We start from the raw sequence: 19436 nt of genomic DNA, 5'->3' as shown, positions 1-19436 counted from the left end.
CGCGCGTCGGCGGGGGCGGCGGGTGGCACGATCAGGGCATGACGGAACTGGTCGGTCTCGCCGACGTACGGGCCGCGCGGGAACTGCTCGCCGGCGTCGTCCGCACCACCCCGCTGGAGCCCTCCCGCCCGCTGAGCGCGGCGCTGGGCGGGCCGACGTGGCTCAAGTGCGAGAACCTGCAACGCGCCGGCTCCTACAAGGTGCGCGGCGCGTACGTGCGGATCTCCCGGCTGTCGGAGGCGGAGCGGGCCAACGGCGTGGTCGCGGCGAGCGCGGGCAACCACGCCCAGGGGGTGGCGCTCGCCGCCGGCCTGGTCGGCACGCACGCGACGGTCTTCATGCCGGTGAACGCGCCGCTGCCGAAGGTCGCCGCCACGAAGGGCTACGGCGCCCAGGTCGAACTGGTCGGCAACACCGTCGACGAGTCCCTGGTGGCGGCGCAGACCTTCGCCGAGCGAACCGGGGCGACGCTGATCCACCCGTTCGACCACCGGGACGTGATCGCCGGCCAGGGCACGGTGGCCCTGGAGATCCTCGAACAGTGCCCCGAGGTCAGGACGATCATCACCGGGGTGGGCGGCGGCGGCCTGGTCTCCGGCATGGCGGTGGCCGCCAAGGCGCTGCGGCCGGACGTGCGGATCGTCGGCGTGCAGGCGGCCAGCGCGGCGGCCTTCCCGCCGAGCCTGGTGGCCGGCGAGCCGGTGCGCCTGCCGTCGTTCAGCACGATCGCGGACGGCATCGCCGTCGGCCGGCCGGGGGAGCTGACCTTCACCCACGTCCGGAAGCTCGTCGACGAGATCGTCACGGTCTCCGAGGAGGACATCTCCCGGGCGCTGCTGATGCTGCTGGAGCGCGGCAAGCAGGTGGTGGAGCCGGCGGGCGCGGTGGGCGTGGCGGCGCTGCTCGCGGGCGCTGTCGAGGTGCAGGCGCCCGTGGTGGCGGTGCTCTCCGGCGGCAACATCGACCCGCTGCTGATGCTACGGGTGATCGAGCACGGCCTCGCCGCGGCGGGGCGCTACCTGCGGGTCACCGTGCGCTGCTCGGACCGCCCGGGGCAGCTCGCCTCCCTGCTCAGCGAGATCGCCGAGCACCGCGCGAACGTGGTGGACGTGGAGCACCAGCGGGCCAACCCGCACCTGCGCCTGGGCGAGGTGGAGGTGGCGCTGTCGGTGGAGACGCGTGGCGTCGAGCACTCCGACACGCTGATCAGCGCGCTGCGGGCCAGCGGCTACCAGGTGGTCTTCGCGGCTGAGGCGTGACACCGGTGGGTGCCACGCCTCAGCGGGGTCGTGCGGGTGGTCGCCCGGGCTCGGCCCGGGCGGCGCGGGTCAGCCGGAGAACGGCTCGAAGCTGACCACGGTCACCTTGATGTCGGCGCCGCTGGGGGCGGTGTAGGTGCAGGTCTGACCGGCCCGCCCACCCAGGATCGCCTTGCCCAGCGCCGACTCGGGGCTGTAGACCGTCAGCTCGGTGGTCGAGGCGATCTCCCGGGAGCCGAGCAGGAACGTCTCGGTGTCGTCCTTGTCGTCGTCGAAGTAGATCGTGACGACCATGCCGGGGGACACCACGTCGGCGGTCGGCGCCTCGCCGACCTGCGCGGTGCGGAGCAGTTCCTTGAGGTAGAGGATGCGCCCCTCGGCCTTGCCCTGCTCCTCGCGGGCAGCGTGGTAGCCACCGTTCTCCCGCAGGTCGCCCTCCTCGCGCCGGGCGTTGATCTCGGCGGCGATGACCGGCCGGTTGGCGATCAGCTCGTCGAGCTCGGCCTGGAGCCGGTCGTACGCGTCCTGGGACAGCCAGGTGGCGGGCGCCTCGTTGCCAGTGGACACAGGCGATCTCCTCAGATGTGCGTGCTGGCTGACAGGTGAAACTCCAAGTTACCAGTGCGGTACGACACGGGGGTGTGGACGATCACCGGCGGGGCCGCGTTCCGCGCCGCCGGCTCGTCGTGCCGGCGCGCCCGGCCCGCGTCGTGGCCGCTCAGGCCGGCGGCCGGCAGCGCACCACCTCGCCGACGAAGGGCCGGGCGCTGGTGGCCAGCCGGTGCTGGGTCGTCACCTGCCGCTGGTCGGGCCGGGCGGCCACCGTGACCTCTTCCCGGCCCACCTCCGCGCCGGCCCGGTCGCGGGCGCGCAGCAGGCACACCGCCGACCCGCCCTCGGGCACGGTCACCCGGAAGTCGACGAGCACCTGGCTGTCGGTGATCCCGGTGTAGGTGATCACCTGGGCGTCGTAGTTCGGGTCGCCGTACTGCCGGTAGAGCCGGACCGCGATCAGGCTGAGGACCGCGACGAGGGCGACCGCCAGCAGCGCCACCAGCAGCGGGCGGCGGCGGCCGGGCTCCCGGCGGCGGCCGTAGCGGCCGGGCGGGAAGACCGGCGCGCCGGTGGCGGGTGTGGCGTGCGTCTCGGTCACCGGCGGGTATCTCCTGGCGTTGTTGTCGGCGGCATCGGCAAGAATGGCAGAGTTCCATCCTCCCAGCCCGTCCCGTCGTCAAGAATGACACGTCGGCACCGGCAGGTCTCGGCGCGGGGGGAGGATTCCGGCAGGTCAGCCGGGCGGTCCCGCGGGGGGATCCGCCGGGAGGCAGAGACGAGGAGCGCCGACGTTGGCAGAGCGACTGCGCCTGATGGCCGTTCACGCGCACCCAGACGACGAGTCGAGCAAGGGTGCCGCGACCACCGCGAAATACGTGGCCGAGGGCGTGGACGTCCTGGTGGTCACGTGCACCGGCGGTGAGCGCGGCAGCGTGCTCAACCCCAAGATGGACCGCCCCGACGTGTGGGCCAACATCGCCGAGATCCGGCGCGCCGAGATGGACGCCGCGCGGGCCATCCTCGGCGTCGAGCAGGCGTGGCTCGGCTTCGTCGACTCCGGCCTGCCCGAGGGCGACCCGCTGCCGCCGCTGCCGGAGGGCTGCTTCGCCCTGCAGGACGTCGAGGTGGCGGCCGGGCCGCTGGTGCGGCTGATGCGCCAGTTCCGCCCGCACGTCGTCACCACCTACGACGAGGAGGGCGGCTACCCGCACCCCGACCACATCATGACCCACAAGATCAGCGTGGCCGCCTTCGACGCGGCCGGCGACCCCGGGCGCTACCCGGAGCTGGGCGAGCCGTGGCAGCCGCTCAAGCTCTACTACGACATCGGCTTCTCCAAGGGCAAGATCACCGCACTGCACGAGGCGATGCTCGCCGTCGGCCTGGAGTCGCCCTACGAGGACTGGCTCAAGCGCTGGGACGACCGGCCCGACAAGGGCCCCCGGATCACCACCCGGGTCGAGTGCGCCGACTACTTCCCGGTCCGCGACGACGCGCTGCGCGCCCACGCCACCCAGATCGACCCGGACGGCTTCTGGTTCCACGTGCCGATGGAGGTGCAGCGGCGGGCCTGGCCCACGGAGGACTTCGAGCTCGTCCGCTCGCTGGTCGACAGCCCGCTGCCCGAGTCCGACCTCTTCGCCGGCGTGCGCGAGGCGGTCCGTGCCCGCTGATCCGGCCGCGGGCTACCCTGGTCACCAACCGCACACCGGAGGAACGCCATGCTGACCGCTGCACAGGTGCTCGCCCAGAACAACTTCGGGGACACCCGCTCGGGTGGCCTGGCCGGGCCGATGGGCCTCTTCCTCATCCTGATCCTGGCGACCGCCACCGTCCTGCTGATCCGCAACATGAACGCCCGGCTGCGGCGGCTGCCCGATCGGTTCCCGCCGCAGGGGTCGCCCGTCGACCGGGCCGACGCGACAGTCGTCGATCCGACAGACGGGACCGGGCCGCAGGATTCATCCGCCGGCGCTCCCAACGGGCGCCAGCAGCGCCGCAACGGCTAGTCCACGCATGATTCACGTCGAACCCGGTTGCCGCCCCCTGTTGCGGCCACCGGGTTTGCCTTAGCCTTCCGCCGGGGGACCAAGAGTTCCCGAGCCGTGCGCGGGAGGGGGCGCCGATGACCACCACAGCAGCGGCCATCCGGCGTACCGGCGACCGGCCCGCGGGCGGAGGGGGTCGGTGACCTCCGGCAGGGCCGGCGAGTCGTCCGACCGGCTCGAAAGCCGCGGCACCCCGCCACGGCTGCTCCTGCTCACCGCCGCCGTCGCGCTGACCGCCCTGGTCGTCGCCGCGGTCGGCTGGACCCTGCCGACGCGCCTGCCCGCCGACGACCCGCTCGGTGGGCCGGCCCGCTTCGGCGTCGCCGTGGTCGTGATCGCCGTCGCCCAGCTCGCCCGGCTGCGGTTCCGCGCCGCCGCCGGCATGGTGAGCATCACCTGGGGCGAGGCCGCACTGATCGTCTGCCTCCACCTCGCGCCCGGCGGCTGGCTGCCCTCCGCCACGCTGCTCGGCGCCGGGCTCGCCTGGACGGCGATGTCGCTGCTGGGCGACCGCCGGCCGGTGCTCGAGGTCGTCCGGATCGCCGGCTCGCTGACCGCCGCCACCGCGCTGGCCGTCGCGGTCACCACCGCGCTCGGCGAGCCGCTGCTCGCCGCGCCGACGCCGGGGCTCGCCCTGGCCGTGGTCGCCGGGTCGGTGACCTACCTGCTCGCCACCGCCTGGCTGGGCGGGGCCAACCTGGCGCTGCGCCACGGCATCCCGATCCTCCCGCCGCTGTTCGCCGCGCTCCGCGGCAAGCTGCTGATGTTCGTCGGCAACGTCGGCGTCGGGCTGGCCGTGGTGGCGCTGCTCGAACTCGACGCGCGCTGGCTGCTGCTGCTCCCGCCGGCGCTCTGGCTGCTCCAGCAGACCTACCGGCACCGGCTCCGCGCCGACCAGGAGCGCCGCACCTGGCGGGCCTTCGCCGAGGCCACCGCCGCCCTCAACCAGCTCGACGAGCGGGGGGTCGCCACCGCGGCGGTGGCCGGCGCGCTGACGTTGTTCAACGCCGAACTCGTCGACGTCGACGTCGCCCGGGGCGACGGCCGGTGGCGGCGCTACCGGGGCGACCCGGGCGGTCACCTGGTCGACCGGGAGGTCGCGCCGCCGGGCCCGCCCGATCCCGAGGAGCAGGAGCTGGTCCGCACCCTGACCGTGGGCGCCGCGCGGGTCGGTGAGCTGCGGGTCCGCTTCCCGCGCTCGGCGCCGCCGAGCGCCCGCGAACGCGACGCGGTGGCCGCGTACGGCGACGCCCTCGCCGCCGCCCTGCACGACGCCGCCACCCACCGGGAGCTGCGGCTGGTCACCGCCCGCTCGTCGTACGAGGCGGTGCACGACCAGCTCACCGGGCTGGTGAACCGGTCGGCCCTGCTCAGCAAAGGCGACCAGGCGCTGCGGCAGCTCGCCCACGACCATCCGGTGGCGCTGCTGCTGCTCGACATCGACCAGTTCAAGGAGGTCAACGACACCCTCGGGCACGCCGCGGGCGACCAGCTGCTGCGGCTGACCGCGAACCGGCTCGGCACCCTCGCCCGCCCCGGGGACCTGCTCGCCCGGCTCGGCGGCGACGAGTTCGCGCTGCTGCTGACGTCGGTCCCGGTGCTCGGTGACCGGACCGCCCCGATGGCGTACGCGCTGCGGCAGGCCCGGGAGATCGCCGAGCGGCTGGCCGCGCCGACCGAGGTGGCCGGGGTGCGGATGTCCGTCGAGGTCTCCGTCGGGGTGGTGGTCGCCGACGCCGGCACCGCCGACCTGACCGAGCTGCTGCGCCGGGCCGACATCGCGATGTACCAGGCCAAGGAGGGCGGCGGCAGCGTCGCCGCGTACGACGCCACCCGGGACGCCGCGAGCACCGACCAGCTGGCCCTGCTGGCCGAGCTGCGCGAGGCGCTGAAGACCGACGACCAGCTGGTGTTGGCGTTGCAGCCGGCGGTCGACCTGGCCACCGGCGCGCCGACCGGGGTGGAGGCGCTGATCCGCTGGCGTCACCCGCGCCGGGGCTGGCTCGGCCCGCACGACTTCATCCGCCCGGTGGAGAACAGCGAGCAGCTCGGCACGTTCACCCGCTACGTGCTGGACAAGGCGCTCGCCGTGGCCGCCGGCTGGGCCAGGGACGGGCTCGACGTGCCGATCTCGGTCAACCTGTCGGCGCGCAGCCTGCTCGACCCCCGCCTGCCGACCGAGATCTCCGACGCCCTGCGGCGGCACCAGGTGCCGCCGGAACGGCTGGTCCTGGAGATCACCGAGACGGTGGTGATGAGCGAGCTGGAGATCATCGACGAGGTGCTCGCCACCCTGCGGTCGATGGGCGTGCAGCTCGCCGTCGACGACTTCGGCACCGGCTTCTCCTCGCTGACGTTCCTCACCCGGATCGCCGTGGACGAGCTCAAGGTGGACCGCTCCTTCGTGATCCGGATGGCCGACTCGCCGGAGGCGGCGGCGATCGTGCGTACCACCGTCGGGCTGGCCCACGAGCTGGGGCTGCGGGTGGTCGCCGAGGGCGTGGAGACCGCCGAGCAGCGCTCGGCCCTGGCCGAGCTGGGCTGCACCGCCGCCCAGGGATACCACTTCTTCAAGCCGATGCCGGCCGACAAGATCGGCGCGGTGCTCGGCACCCTGCTCGACGAGGCCCGCCCCAACGTCCTGCCGCTGCGCGCCGACGGCGCCTCCTGACCGCCCGGCGGGCGCGCCCCGGGGTGGTTATGGTCGTCGGGTGAACCGACTCGCGGACGCCACCTCGCCCTACCTGCTCCAGCACGCCGACAACCCGGTCGACTGGTGGCCGTGGTGCGACGAGGCGTTCGCCGAGGCGAAGCGGCGCGACGTGCCGGTGATCATCTCGGTCGGCTACGCCGCCTGCCACTGGTGCCACGTGATGGCCCACGAGTCGTTCGAGAACGAGCAGGTCGGCGCCCTGATGAACGACGACTTCGTGTCGATCAAGGTGGACCGCGAGGAGCGCCCCGACGTCGACGCCGTCTACATGACCGCCACCCAGGCGATGACCGGGCAGGGTGGCTGGCCGATGACCGTCTTCGCCACCCCCGACGGCACACCGTTCTTCTGCGGCACCTACTTCCCCCGGCCGAACTTCGTCCGCCTGCTCCAGTCGGTGGCCGCCGCCTGGCGAAACCAGCGCGACGCCGTGGTCAAGCAGGGCGCCGCCGTGGTCGAGGCGATCGGCGGCGCCCAGGCCGTGGGCGGCCCCACCGCCCCGCTGGACGCCGCGCTGCTCGACGCCGCGGCCGATCGGCTCGCCGAGGAGTACGACGAGACGCACGGCGGCTTCGGCGGCGCGCCCAAGTTCCCGCCGCACATGAACCTGCTCTTCCTGCTCCGCCACCACCAGCGCACCGGCTCGGCGCGCAGCCTGGAGATCGCCCGGCACACCTGCGAGGCGATGGCCCGCGGCGGCATCTACGACCAGCTCGCCGGCGGCTTCGCCCGCTACTCCGTCGACGAGCACTGGACCGTTCCGCACTTCGAGAAGATGCTCTACGACAACGCGCTGCTGCTGCGGGCGTACACCCAGCTCTGGCGGCTGACCGGCGACCCGCTCGCCGCCCGGGTCGCCGCCGAGACCGCCGCCTTCATGATCGACGACCTGGGCACGCCCGAGGGCGGCCTCGCGTCCGCGCTGGACGCGGACACCGACGGCGTCGAGGGTCTCACCTACGCCTGGACGCCGGCCCAGCTCGTCGAGGCGCTGGGGGAGGAGGACGGCCGCTTCGCCGCCGACCTGTTCGCGGTCACCGAGGCCGGCAACTTCGAATCCGGCACCAGCGTGCTGCGGCTGGCCCGGGACGTCGACGACGTCGCCCCCGACGTGGCCGCCCGCTGGGAGCGGGTCCGGGCCCGGCTGCGCGAGGTCCGCGACACCCGGCCCCAACCCGCCCGCGACGACAAGGTGGTCGCCTCCTGGAACGGGCTCGCGGTCACCGCGCTGGTCGAGCACAGCGCGCTCACCGGCGACCCGGTCACCGCCGCCGCGGCCGTCCGCGTCGGCGAGGTGCTCGCCGACCGGCACGTCGTCGACGGGCGGCTGCGCCGGGTCTCCCGGGCGGGCGTGGTCGGCGAGCCCGCCGGCGTGCTGGAGGATCACGGCTGCGTGGCCGAGGCGTTCTGCGCGCTGCACCAGCTCACCGGGGAGGGGCGCTGGCTGGCGCTGGCCGGCCGGCTGCTCGACGTCGCGCTGGAGCGGTTCGCCGCCCCCGGCGGCGGGTTCTACGACACCGCCGACGACGCCGAGCGCCTCGTCACCCGCCCCGCCGACCCCACCGACAACGCCACCCCGTCCGGGCGCTCCGCGCTCGTCGCGGCGCTCGTCGCGTACGCGGCGCTGACCGGCGAGACCCGCTACCGCGAGGCCGCCGAGGCGGCGCTGTCGACCGTGGCGCCGATCGTCGGCCGGCACGCCCGGTTCACCGGCTACGCGGCGGCCGTCGGCGAGGCGCTGCTCTCCGGGCCGTACGAGATCGCCGTGGTCACCGACGAGCCGACCGGCGACCCGCTGGTCGCGGCGGCGCACCGGCACGCCCCGCCCGGCGCGGTGATCGTGGCGGGCCGGCCGGGCCAGGACGGCGTGCCCCTGCTCGCCGACCGGCCGATGGTCGACGGGCGGCCCACCGCGTACGCCTGCCGGGGTTTCGTCTGCGAACGCCCGGTGACGACGGTGGACGACCTGGTCAACCAGCTCGGCCGGCGCTGACGCTCAGGGCCAGAGCAGCTCGCGGTCCCAGCCGGCGTCGGCGCGGTGGTAGCGCAGCCGGACGTGCCGGCGCTGCGCGTCCGCCTGCCAGAACTCGACGCTGTGGGGCGCGACGGCGTAGACGGTGTGCGTCCCGGCGACCAGATCCGGGTCGGCGGCCAGCCGTTCCCGGACCCGGGCCAGCTCGCGGTCCAGCTCGGCGGGGTCGGCGAGCACGTCGCTCTGGCGGCCGGCCAGGCTGGCCACCCGGGACCCCTCGGGCCGGGCCAGGAAGTCGGCCCGCGACAGGTCGGGGTCCGCCGCGGTGGCGACGCCCCGCACCCGGACCTGGCGGCCCTGCTCCCGCCAGTGGAAGCTGAGCGCGGTCCGCGGGTTGGCGGCGATCTGGCGGCCCTTGGCGCTGGCCGAGCTGGTGGCGAAGTGCCAGCCCGCCTCGTCGAGGTCCTTCAGGATCAGCACCCGGGCGTCCGGCATGCCGTCGGCGTCGACCGTGGCGACGGTCATCGCGTGCGGCTCGTCGACGCCGGCGTCGATCGCGCCGGCCATCCACTCGACGAAGAGGGCCAGCGGATCCGCCGGGGCGGCGGCGGGATCGAACGACGGCATGTCGTGCGCGAGCACCGGCAGGCCTCGGAGCAGGGTGCGAATCGTCATGCCATGATCCTTTCAGAGCGGGCGCCGGGCGCTCGACGGGCCATCCGGCGGCGCGGCCGGTCAGCCGCCCCGATAGGCTGACGCCGCTATGGATTCCCGTACCGGTCTGCCCGTTGTCGGCATGGTGGGCGGCGGCCAGTTGGCCCGGATGACCCACCAGTCCGCGATCGCCCTCGGCCAGTCGCTGCGCGTGCTCGCGCTGGCCCCCGACGACGGCGCCGCGCTGGTCGCCGCCGACGTCCAGTACGGCGACCACACCGACCTCGCCGCGCTACGCACCTTCGCCAAGGGCTGCGACGTGGTGACGTTCGACCACGAACACGTCCCCAACAAGCACATCCGCACGCTGGCGGCCGAGGGCGTGAAGCTCTTCCCGCCGGCCGACGCGCTGCTCCACGCCCAGGACAAGCGGGCCATGCGGGAGCGGCTCGGCGAGCTGGGCGCGCCCAACCCGGCGTGGCGGCCGGTGGCCGAGCCGGCCGATCTGGTGGCCTTCGGCGACGAGGCCGGCTGGCCGGTGGTGCTCAAGGCGGCCAGCGGCGGCTACGACGGCCGGGGCGTGTGGTTGGTCGACGACGCGGCGCAGGCCGCCGAGCTGGCCGCGACGCTGCTCGCCGGCGGCACCCGGCTGATCGTCGAGGAGCGGGTGCCGCTGCGCCGGGAACTCGCCGTACAGGTGGCCCGCTCGCCGTTCGGGCAGGTCGCCGCGTACCCGGTGGTCGAGACGGTGCAGCGGGACGGCATCTGCGTCGAGGTGCTCGCCCCCGCGCCGGGCCTGTCCGAGGAGCTGGCGCTCGGCGCCCAGCAGCTCGCCATCGACCTGGCCACCGCGCTCGGCGTGGTCGGCCTGCTCGCGGTGGAGCTGTTCGAGGTCGCCGACCCGGCCGCGCCCGGCGGCAGCCGGGTCGTGGTCAACGAGCTGGCGATGCGGCCGCACAACTCCGGGCACTGGACCATCGAGGGCGCCCGCACGTCGCAGTTCGAGCAGCACCTGCGGGCGGTCCTCGACTACCCGATGGGGGACACCTCGCTGGCCGCGCCGGTCGTGGTGATGGCGAACGTGCTGGGCGGCGAGCCGGGCGGGATGTCGATCGACGAGCGGCTGCACCACCTCTTCGCGGCCGAGCCGGGCGCCAAGGTGCACCTCTACGGCAAGCAGGTGCGACCCGGCCGCAAGATCGGGCACGTGACGGTGCTCGGCGACGACCTGGACGACGTACGGACGCGGGCCGCCCGGGCAGCCCGCTGGCTGCGGGAGGGGCGCCAGTGAGCGCGAACGGGGAGCGGGCGGGTGCCGTCGTCGGCCTGATCATGGGCAGCGACTCGGACTGGCCGACGATGAAGGCCGCCGCCGAGGTGCTGGACGAGTTCGAGGTGCCGTACGAGGTCGAGGTGGTCTCGGCGCACCGGACCCCGGTCAAGATGATCGACTACGGCCGGGCCGCCGCCGACCGGGGCCTGAAGGTGGTCATCGCCGGTGCGGGGGGCGCCGCCGCACTGCCGGGCATGATCGCCTCGGTCACCCCGCTGCCGGTGATCGGCGTGCCGGTGCCGCTGAAGCATCTCGACGGGATGGACTCGCTGCTCTCCATCGTGCAGATGCCGGCTGGCGTGCCGGTGGCCACGGTGTCCATCGGCAACGCCCGCAACGCCGGGCTGCTCGCCGTCCGCATCCTGGCGGCCGCCGACCGCGCCCTGCTCGACCGCATGTCGGCCTACCAGGCGGACCTTGAGCAGTTGGTGGCCGAGAAGGACGCCGCCCTCCGCGCCTCCCTCGCCTGACGCCGCCCTCCGCGCCTCGCCCGCCTGACGACTTCCGGAAACGCGCCGCCGCGCGCCGGCCACGCCCGGAGGGAGCCGGGCGACCGGCGCGCCGGGGTGTGGATTTCCGCACCCGGGCCGTTGGGGTCGGCCCGCCGCGCTCGGCGGTCGGCCTCATGGTCCGGGCCGCCGTGGATCCATAGCGTCGTCGGCATGATCCATCTGTGGCATGCGTCGACGCACGCTGGCTCGTGCGTCCAGGAGTTTGACCCGCTGTCGGGCGGACCGGTCGGGTCGGTGACCGACCTCGTGGAGCGGGAGGACGGCCGATGACGCCGGGCGGCGGTCACGCGCCGGCGCACCGCGGGCGACGAGGCGGTCGTGCGCCCCTCACCACGCGGATCGGCCGGTGGAGCGCCAACCATCCCTGGCTCGCCATCACGGCCTGGCTGTGCTTCGTGCTGGCCGGCGTGGTCGGCGGCAGCCTCGTCGGCACGGTCGAGGCCACCACGCAGGACAGCCTGCACGGGGAACTGGCCCGTGCGGACCGCATCGAGCAGGCCGGGAAGTTCCCGGAACCCCCGGCGGCGGAGAGCGTCCTGATCACGGCGCGGGCCGGCGAACTCGATCTCGACCGTGCGCGGGCCGTGGCCACCGACCTGTCGGCACGCATGCGCGCCCTGACCGACGTGGCGAAGGTGGCGGACCCGGTCGTCTCCCCCAGCCGTCAGGCGGTGCTGGTCGAGGTGAAGATGGCCGGTTCGGCGGACGACGCCGACGCGCGGGTCGGGCCGCTGCTGGAGGCGACCGCGCAGGCGCAGCAGCAGCATCCCGACCTGCGGGTGGAACAGGTGGGATCGGGTTCGCTGTCGAAGGCGCTGACCGAGACGCTGGCGGCCGACTTCGTCAAGGCGGAACTCATCAGCGTGCCCGTGGCGCTGGTGATCCTGCTGTTCAGCTTCGGCGCCCTGATCGCCGCCGGCGTGCCCGTCGTGCTGGCGCTGTCGGCCGTGGCCGGCGCGATGGGCCTGGCCCAGTTCGCCTCGCACATCTTCCCGGCGGGGGAGATGGTCAACAGCATCATCCTGCTGATCGGCATGGCGGTCGGCGTCGACTACTCGCTGTTCTACCTGCGCCGCGAGCGCGAGGAACGGGCCCGCGGGCGCGACCACCGCAGCGCGGTCGAGATCGCGGCCCGCACCTCGGGGCACGCAGTGCTGGTCTCCGGCGTGGCCGTCATGGTCGCCATGGCCAGCCTGTTCCTGGTCGGCGACAACACGTTCAGCTCGATGGCGACCGGCTCGATCCTGGTCGTCGGGGTGGCCATGATCGGATCCCTCACCGTCCTGCCCGCGATCCTGGTCGTCCTCGGGCGGTGGGTGGACCGGCCCCGGGTGCCCTTCCTCGGCCGGCGGATCCAGCGGGCGGAGCGCAGCCGCTTCTGGGCGGCGGTCCTGCGGCCGGCGCTGCGCGCGCCGCTGGCGACGTTCGTGGTCTCCGTCGGAGTGCTGGTCGTCGTCGCCGTCCCGGCGCTGGGGATGAACCTCAAGCGGCCCACCCTCACCGACCTGCCCCGTTCGATCCCGATCCTGCACACCTACGACCGCCTGGCCCAGGCGTTCCCCGGCAACGAACTCGGCACCAGCCACCTCGTCGCGATCCGCACCGGCGGCGCGGGCGGGCCGGCGGTGGAGCGCGAGATCACCGATCTCGCCGCGCTCATCAAGGGGGACGGCCGGTTCGCCCAGGACCGCCCCCCGACCGTACGCAGGTCCGCCGACGGCACCGTCTTCCTGGCGACCGTCCGGGTGACGGGCACCAGCGACAGCCACGCGGCGGCCGAGTCGCTGCACCGACTGCGCGCCGAGTTGCTGCCGCAGACGGTCGGCACGGTCCCGGACACGGAGTGGGCGGTGGCCGGCCGCACCGCCAACGACGCCGACTTCCGCGACCGCATGGCCGACGCGCTGCCGGGGGTCGTCGCGTTCGTGCTCGCCATGACCTTCCTGGTCATGCTCATCACGTTCCGCTCGGTCGTGGTGGCGATGACCTCGATCCTGCTCAACGCGATCTCCGTGGCCGCCTCGTACGGGCTGCTGGTGCTGGTCTTCCAGCACACCTGGGCGGAGGACCTGCTCGGGTTCACCTCCAACGGCGCGATCGTGTCCTGGCTGCCGCTGATGCTGTTCGTCATCCTCTTCGGACTCTCGATGGACTACCACGTGTTCGTCGTGAGCCGCATCCGCGAGGCGGTCCAGCAGGGCCTGTCGACCCGCGAGGCGATCGAGCAGGGCATCGTCTCGTCGGCGTCCACGGTGAGCAGCGCCGCGATCATCATGGTCGCCGTGTTCTGCATCTTCGCCACCCTGTCGGTCGTCGAGTTCAAGCAACTCGGCGTGGGGCTGGCCGCCGCGATCCTGATCGACGCCACCATCATCCGCGCGGTCGTCCTGCCGTCGCTCATGCGACTGCTCGGCGAGGCCAACTGGTGGGCCCCGCGGTTCATCGCCGGCCCCCGTCGGACCGCGGTCGCGGACGCCGACCGTGACGCCGACACTCAGGTCTTCGTGGCGGCCGTCGACCGGTAACCGGGTCGGCGGCGCGGCGCGCCGTGCGTGACGGGCCGCCGGCCCCGCTGACCATTGCCCGGAAACACACACCGAACCGGAAGGAGGACGGGCACACCGGCCCGCGAGGGCACGGGGCCCTGACGACAGATGACCACTTCATGGGACCCCACTGCGCCGGGCGTGCTCCGGCTGCCGTCCGGCCGACTCGTCCGCGGCCGGGGACTTCGACGCCCGCTCCCGGAAGGGACGGAACCCACCTTCGCGCTCTATCTCCTCGGTAAGCCGCCGGCCCCGACGGCCTGGGAGCACCGCTGGGTGCGCTGGCCCGACTTCTGGCTGCCGTCCGACCGCGTCGCGGCCGCCGCCGCGTTGCGCGAGGCGTGGACCCGCGCCGAGGACGGCCGCGTCGAGGTCGCCTGCGGCGGCGGCAAGGGACGCACCGGCACCGCCCTCGCCTGCCTCGCGGTGATCGACGGGGTGCCGAACGACCGGGCGGTCGCCTACGTCCGGCAGCACTACTCGCCACAGGCCGTCGAGACCCCCTGGCAGCGCCGTTACATCGCCCGGTTCCAGTAGCCGGCCGCGACAGTCCGGCGCCGCGGCGGGGGCGATGGTCCCGCCCGTCGTGCGCCCCCGACACGCGCGGAGGCCGCCGACGAGCAGCAGGGCCGCTCGTCGGCGGCGCTCTCGTATGCCGAGGTCCGGCTCCTCACGGGGCGGTGCCCCGCACCCTCTCGACGCCAGGCGCCCGCAGTTCGTCGCGCCGGTGTGACGGGTTGGCAGGTGTCCGGGCGAGCCCGCGCCCCAGCCCACCGCCCAGCCTCGGCGTCCCGCCGCGCCCCGGTGCCGCGCGCCGGGCCCGAGCCCTCAGTCCAGCCTTGGCGTCCCGCCCCACCCCGGTGCCGCCCGCCGGGCCCTGCGGCTCACCGCATGCCGCGTAGGGCCGTCTGGAGGCGTTCCTGGGCGCGGCGGCGGCGCTCGTTGCTCGCGCCGAGCACCAGGAGCAGGAGCCCGACCGGGATCAGCGCCAGCCAGGGCCCGAAGCTGAACAGCGCGTGCACCGCCGCGATCGCGGTGACGCCGGCGCCGACGATCACCGGTGCCTGCTGCTGGCTCATGGACCCGAAGACGAGCACCGCCACCGCACCGAGCAGCAGCAGCACCTGACGCAGCGTGCTGGAGTCGGTGGCCAGCACGATCGCCAGGGTCGGCACGAACGCGGCGACCAGCGCCGGGCCGTACGCGACCCAGCTGCTCAGGTCGGGCCGGTGCCGCAGCTCCAGCACCCCGACGAGCAGGGCGAGTGCGGCGAACGGCAGCGTGTACGCCTCCGGCAGCGCCACGTCGGCCACCCGCATCAGGATCCACCAGGCGGCGATCTCGCAGACCACGACCGCCCAGAACAGGATGCGCCGCTCCACCGGCCGGCGGCCGGGTCGGGCGGCCGCCACCCCGAGGACCGCGCCCCAGGCGGCCAGCAGCGCGGCGATGTGTCGCGGCGAGTCGAAGGCCAGCGCCAGGGCGATCAGCGCGGCCGCGTGCCCGCTCCACTCCACGGTGGCGGCCTCGCGCTGGGCCTCGGGGCGGCGCAGGCGGGGCAGGGTCGCGGCGAACACCTGCAGGGCCGCGCCGACCGCCAGCACGCCGAACGCGGACCAGACGGCGGCCAGCCCGGCCACCAGCCCGGCGGTGAGCACGAACAGCTGCGCCATCAGCGAGGCGAAGAGCCAGCCGAGGATGCGCGCCCGCTGGGTGCTGCCGAACAGGGCCGCCACCGTGCCGACGCCGACGGCGCCGCCGAGCGTGAACAGCGTCAGCTCCCGGGTGGCGAGGCTGCCGGCCAGCCCCGCGCCCCCGGCGGCCAGCCCGATGGCGAAGACCAGCACGCGGGTCAGCCGCAGCGAGCGGGCCCGCTCGGCCAGCGGGGGCGGCGGGGTCAGGGCCAGACCCAGCATCGAGATCGTGAACACGGCAAGCGCGGCGAGGGTGCTCGCCGGCCAGCCGTTGCCCAGCGCGACGGGGGTGATCAGCAGCGTCACGGCCGCGCCGGGCAGCACCACCGGCACCGCCCGGGAACGCCGGCCGCCGCTGAACCCGGTGGCCGCCAGCGCGGCGGTCGCGGTGAGCAGCAGCGCGGTCAGCACGTGGGTCGCGTCGACCGCGTCCGGCGGCGGGGTGAGCAGGTCCGGCGGCGGCCCCTGCCAGACCCGGGCGAGGCTGCGGTGCGGCTCGACCAGGGCGACGACCAGGGCAGGCGCGATCGACACCAGCGCCAGGACGGTGGGCAGCGCGGCGACGGCGAGCGCGCCGGCGGCCGGACTCACCCGCCAGCGTCGCCGCGTGCCGTCGTCCGGCAGCCGGCGCAGCGCCCCGTCGAGCAGCACCGACCAGCGCCGCACCGGCTGGGCCGCGTCGGCAGGCGGCTCGGTCGCCCCGCGGATCAGCTCGGCGAGCACCCCGAGCAGGGCAGCCGCGGCGGCGTAGACACCGACGGGCAGCCCGGTGGGGATGGCGGCCAGCGCGCTGACCGTCGCGCCGCCGGCCACGGCCGCGCTCGCCCAGGGCAGGTACTGCGGAACCTGCCGCCGGACGGCCGCGACCGCCGCCAGGCCCAGGCTGGACGCGGCCAGCGCGGCGGTGAGGACCACCTCCGACGAGTGACCGAACTCGGCCGCCAGCGCCGCGACCGCGCCCGGGGCGGCGAGCAGGGCCGCCCCGGCGGCCGCGCCCCCGATCTGGGCCAGGTGCGGCGGCATCCCCTCGGCCTCGATGTCGTCGACCAGCGGAATGGCCAGCGACCGGGCCAGGGCCGCCACCACCACACCGATGAGCGCGATGCTGCCCAGCGCCAGCGCGGTCGTCCACGGCCGGACCAGGCCGGCCCCGGCGGCGTGCAGGGCGACCACGCCGGCCACGACCGCCCGGGACAGTCCGGCGCGCGGGTCGACCGCGGCCACGGCGGCCATCCCGAAGACGGTGGCGACCATGCCGCCGACCAGGACCGGCGACCACCACGGCAGGTCGAACGCGGCCGGCGCGCCGATCGTGGCGAGCACGGCCGCGCCGCCGGACACGTCGTACTTCCACGGTGGCGGCAGCAGGACCGCGGCGGCGACCCCGAGCAGGGCCAGCGCGACGGGAGCCTGCCACGTGGACCCGCCGGTCGGGGCGGCCGGCCAGCCGGTCAGGTCGCCGGCCCAGATGGGGCCCGGGGTGGCGAGGACGCCCCACCCACCCCGCAGGGCGCTCCAGCCGGCCAGCAGCCCGATCAGCACGCCGCCGACGGCGATGCCGAGGATCGGCCCGCGCCGCCACTCCTCGGGCATCGCCCGGGCGGCCACGGCGACCACCAGCACCAGCCCGGCGGCGACGGCGAGCTGCCCGCCGGGGGTGAGCACGGCCGCGATCCGGGCCAGGGTGGCGATCAGGGCGGCGGTGACCGCCGCGGCGGCGAGGTCGGAGCCGTCCAGGGTGAGGTCGGAGCGTCGGCCCGCGTCGATGGGGCCGGCGAAGACCACCATCGCGGCGGCGACGAGCAGCAGCCCGCCGACCCAGGCGTCGGCGGCGGTGGCGCCCGGGGCGCCGAACGCGGCGGCGGTGACCACGACCGCGCCGAGGGCGGTGCCCACGGCCAGCGGCGCCGCGATGCGCCGCTGGGAGACCTGCACGATGGCGGCGTAGCCGAGGGTGACGCAGACCGCCAGGAAGGTGGCGGCCAGCACCGGCACGGTGGCCTCGCGCAGGCTCGCCGGGGTGGGCGTCGGATCGGTCGGCACGGTGGCCGCGACGAAGGCCGCGACCGCGCCCGGCAGCGCGAACGCCGCGCCGCCGGCGGCCCAGGCCGAGACGGTGTCGGCGGCGGCCGGGGCGAGCCGCATCCGGGGCGCCACGGCGACCAGCACCCCGGCGGCGAAGAGGGCGAGCAGGACCGCGCTGGTCAGCGCGGGGCGGGCCAGGGCGGCGCCCGCGCCGAACAGGCCGACGCCGGCCGCGGCGGCGGCGTGCGCCACGGCGGCCCGCCCGGTCCGCGCGGAGAGCCCGACCACCCCGATGCCGATCGCGGTCAGCACCATCGGCCAGGGCGCCACCGCCCACCCGAGACCGAACGACGCCGGCACGGCGAGCGCCGTCAGCGCCGCGCCCACCACCGCGAACTCCCGGCGGATCTCCGGCGGCAGGGCCAGCACGGCGGCCACGGTCAGCAGGAAGGCGCTCGCGGCGAGCTGCCAGGCGGCCGGGCCGACCGCCGCGGACAGCTCGGCGGGGTGGTGGCCCAGGTCGGCCGCCCACGCCGGCAGGGCGGCGCGGACGGGGGCGACCCCGGCGCGCAGCGCGCCGCCGGCGACCACCACGCCGCTCACCGTGAGCGCCACCGCCGAGGCGAGCTGCGGCCCGCGCCGGGCGGCCTCCGGGACCGCCCGGACCGCCAGCCCGGTGACCGTGATGACCGCCGCGATCAGCAGCAGCGCCCGGCCGGGCAGCGCCACCGAGGCGACCCGGCTCAGGGCGCCGATCACGGCGAGGGTGAAGATCCCGGCGCCGAGGTCGGGCAGGGGCGGCCGACGCAGCGCCAGCGTCCCGGCCAGGCCCACGGCGGCGGCCAGCAGCAGCACCAGCCCCGCGCCCGCCGCGGCCGGCACGGTCGTCGCGCGCAGCAGGGCGGTGACGGCGTACGCGAGGGCGACGGCGACCGCCACGCCGTGCAGCGCCCAGGTCAGCTCGCGCAGCCACGGCACCGGACGGGCGGCCGGGGCCGGCTCCTGCTCCGGCAGCGCGCCGTCGAGCACCTCGCCGGTCTCCTCCGGCGCCCCCTCCGGCCGGCCCTCGGCACGGCGCTGCCGGGGCGCCGTCGGCGCGGCCGGGGCGGGGGGCGGCTCGGGCAGGTCTTGGCGCACCGCCCGCTCCACGGTCACCGGGGAGCGGGCCAGCCAGAGGTCGAGCACGGCCACCGCGGTCAGCACCAGCGCCCAGCCACCCGGGCCGGTGATCCGGTCGTACGCCAGCAGTGGCAGCACCGGCTGGGCGGCCAGCACGGTGGCGAACCGGGGCGCGCGCAGGCCCGTCCAGCCGGCGTAGCCGAAGGAGACGCCGGCGGTGACGGCGAAGATGACGCCGGCGAAGATCGCGCCCGAGGTGCCGCCGTTGCCGATCCGGTCCACCGCCCACAGCGCGTAGCCGGCGAGCGGCACCAGCAGCAGGCCGACCGCGGAGATGGTCTCGGCGGTGGAGGTGAGACCGCGCCGCGCCAGCACCGGCGGGGCGAGCAGCATCAGCACGGTGGCGAGCAGCAGGATGCCCAGCCGGGCCAGCGCGTCCATCGAGCTGGTGGCCACCGCGGCGAAGACGACGGCGGCGACGCCGAGCAGCAGCGCGCCGAGCCCGAGGGGGATGTTCTGCACCTCGCGGGAGGACGCCTCCGGCGGGTTCTCGGGGTCGTCGGCGTCCAGCCAGGTGGCCTCCGGCGGCGGGGGCGGGTCGTCGGGGGCGGACGGGGTGCCCTGCCGGGGGACCCGGGGTGGGGCGCCGGTGGCGGCGGTGGGCGGCCGGCGGCCGGGCCGGCGGCGCAGCACCCTACGCGGACGGGTGGCCTGCTTGAGGCGTTCCTCGCCGGCGTGGGCGAGGATGTCGCGCTGGAAGAGCGCGGCCTGCATCTTGGCGGCGATCTGGCGCTGCTCGCTGGCGATGGCGGCCTCGCGGGCCTTCATCTCCGCTATGGACCGCTCGATCTCCGCCAGGTGCTCGACCCACTGTGGCTGGTGCGCGCCGCAGTGCGGGCAGCTGACGGCCGGCTTGATCTCCCGGCCGCACGAGGAGCACTGAAAGCTCGCCACGACACCCCTCCACCCGCACTGTGGACTCCCACCATCGCAGCATGCCCAATGC

13 protein-coding genes are annotated in these 19436 nt (G+C 75.5%); 9 read left to right on the top strand and 4 right to left on the bottom strand.

Features of this window, described 5'->3' with window-relative positions:
* Positions 1-38: 38 nt before the first annotated feature.
* Entirely contained in the window at positions 39-1259 is a 1221-nt protein-coding gene (gene ilvA, locus GA0070606_RS11350; RefSeq protein WP_091097600.1) for a threonine ammonia-lyase, read from the top strand.
* Between the two features lie 69 nt (positions 1260-1328).
* Here the strand turns inward: ilvA and greA are convergent, their stop codons facing one another.
* Both greA and GA0070606_RS11340 read right to left on the bottom strand, forming a co-directional pair.
* Positions 1329-1826: a transcription elongation factor GreA gene (greA, locus tag GA0070606_RS11345; RefSeq protein ID WP_091097597.1), complete on the bottom strand. Its 498-nt coding sequence runs from the start codon at positions 1824-1826 to the stop codon at positions 1329-1331.
* A gap of 151 nt (positions 1827-1977) precedes the next feature.
* Complete coding sequence (locus tag GA0070606_RS11340; protein WP_091097594.1) at positions 1978-2412, bottom strand: DUF4307 domain-containing protein; 435 nt, start codon at positions 2410-2412, stop codon at positions 1978-1980.
* Positions 2413-2605: 193 nt separating this feature from the next.
* On the opposite strand from GA0070606_RS11340, the gene mca reads away from it, so the two are divergent.
* The 4 genes from mca (at position 2606) to GA0070606_RS11320 (ending at position 8568) form a co-directional block, all read left to right on the top strand.
* Entirely contained in the window at positions 2606-3487 is an 882-nt protein-coding gene (gene mca / locus GA0070606_RS11335; RefSeq protein WP_091097591.1) for a mycothiol conjugate amidase Mca, read from the top strand.
* A gap of 48 nt (positions 3488-3535) precedes the next feature.
* Entirely contained in the window at positions 3536-3823 is a 288-nt protein-coding gene (locus tag GA0070606_RS11330) for a hypothetical protein (protein ID WP_091097587.1), read from the top strand.
* Between the two features lie 178 nt (positions 3824-4001).
* Complete coding sequence (locus GA0070606_RS11325) at positions 4002-6533, top strand: putative bifunctional diguanylate cyclase/phosphodiesterase (RefSeq protein WP_091097584.1); 2532 nt, start codon at positions 4002-4004, stop codon at positions 6531-6533.
* Between the two features lie 40 nt (positions 6534-6573).
* Positions 6574-8568 (top strand): thioredoxin domain-containing protein, encoded by a 1995-nt coding sequence (locus tag GA0070606_RS11320; protein WP_091097581.1) that lies wholly within the window; start codon positions 6574-6576, stop codon positions 8566-8568.
* 3 nt (positions 8569-8571) lie between these two features.
* On the opposite strand, the gene GA0070606_RS11315 is transcribed toward GA0070606_RS11320, so the two are convergent.
* Positions 8572-9222, bottom strand: a complete 651-nt coding sequence (locus GA0070606_RS11315) for a pyridoxine/pyridoxamine 5'-phosphate oxidase (protein ID WP_091097576.1) — start codon at positions 9220-9222, stop codon at positions 8572-8574.
* A gap of 88 nt (positions 9223-9310) precedes the next feature.
* Between GA0070606_RS11315 and GA0070606_RS11310 the strand changes: the two genes are divergently transcribed.
* From GA0070606_RS11310 to GA0070606_RS11295, 4 genes are all read left to right on the top strand, one after another.
* Positions 9311-10492, top strand: a complete 1182-nt coding sequence (locus GA0070606_RS11310) for a 5-(carboxyamino)imidazole ribonucleotide synthase (protein ID WP_091097573.1) — start codon at positions 9311-9313, stop codon at positions 10490-10492.
* Positions 10493-10533: 41 nt separating this feature from the next.
* The gene (gene purE / locus GA0070606_RS11305) at positions 10534-11004 is read left to right on the top strand and encodes a 5-(carboxyamino)imidazole ribonucleotide mutase (protein ID WP_091107598.1); all 471 of its coding nucleotides are present in this window, start codon (positions 10534-10536) and stop codon (positions 11002-11004) included.
* Between the two features lie 308 nt (positions 11005-11312).
* Positions 11313-13571, top strand: coding sequence for an MMPL family transporter (locus tag GA0070606_RS11300; protein ID WP_091097569.1), 2259 nt, complete (start codon positions 11313-11315; stop codon positions 13569-13571).
* Positions 13572-13700: 129 nt separating this feature from the next.
* Positions 13701-14129 (top strand): protein-tyrosine phosphatase family protein, encoded by a 429-nt coding sequence (locus GA0070606_RS11295; RefSeq protein ID WP_091097565.1) that lies wholly within the window; start codon positions 13701-13703, stop codon positions 14127-14129.
* A gap of 347 nt (positions 14130-14476) precedes the next feature.
* On the opposite strand, the gene GA0070606_RS11290 is transcribed toward GA0070606_RS11295, so the two are convergent.
* Positions 14477-19384: an SCO7613 C-terminal domain-containing membrane protein gene (locus GA0070606_RS11290; RefSeq protein ID WP_091097561.1), complete on the bottom strand. Its 4908-nt coding sequence runs from the start codon at positions 19382-19384 to the stop codon at positions 14477-14479.
* Between the last annotated feature and the right edge of the window lie 52 nt (positions 19385-19436).

Source organism: Micromonospora citrea, assembly GCF_900090315.1.
GTDB lineage: Bacteria > Actinomycetota > Actinomycetes > Mycobacteriales > Micromonosporaceae > Micromonospora > Micromonospora citrea.
This window is presented reverse-complemented; position numbering and strand designations above follow the sequence as displayed.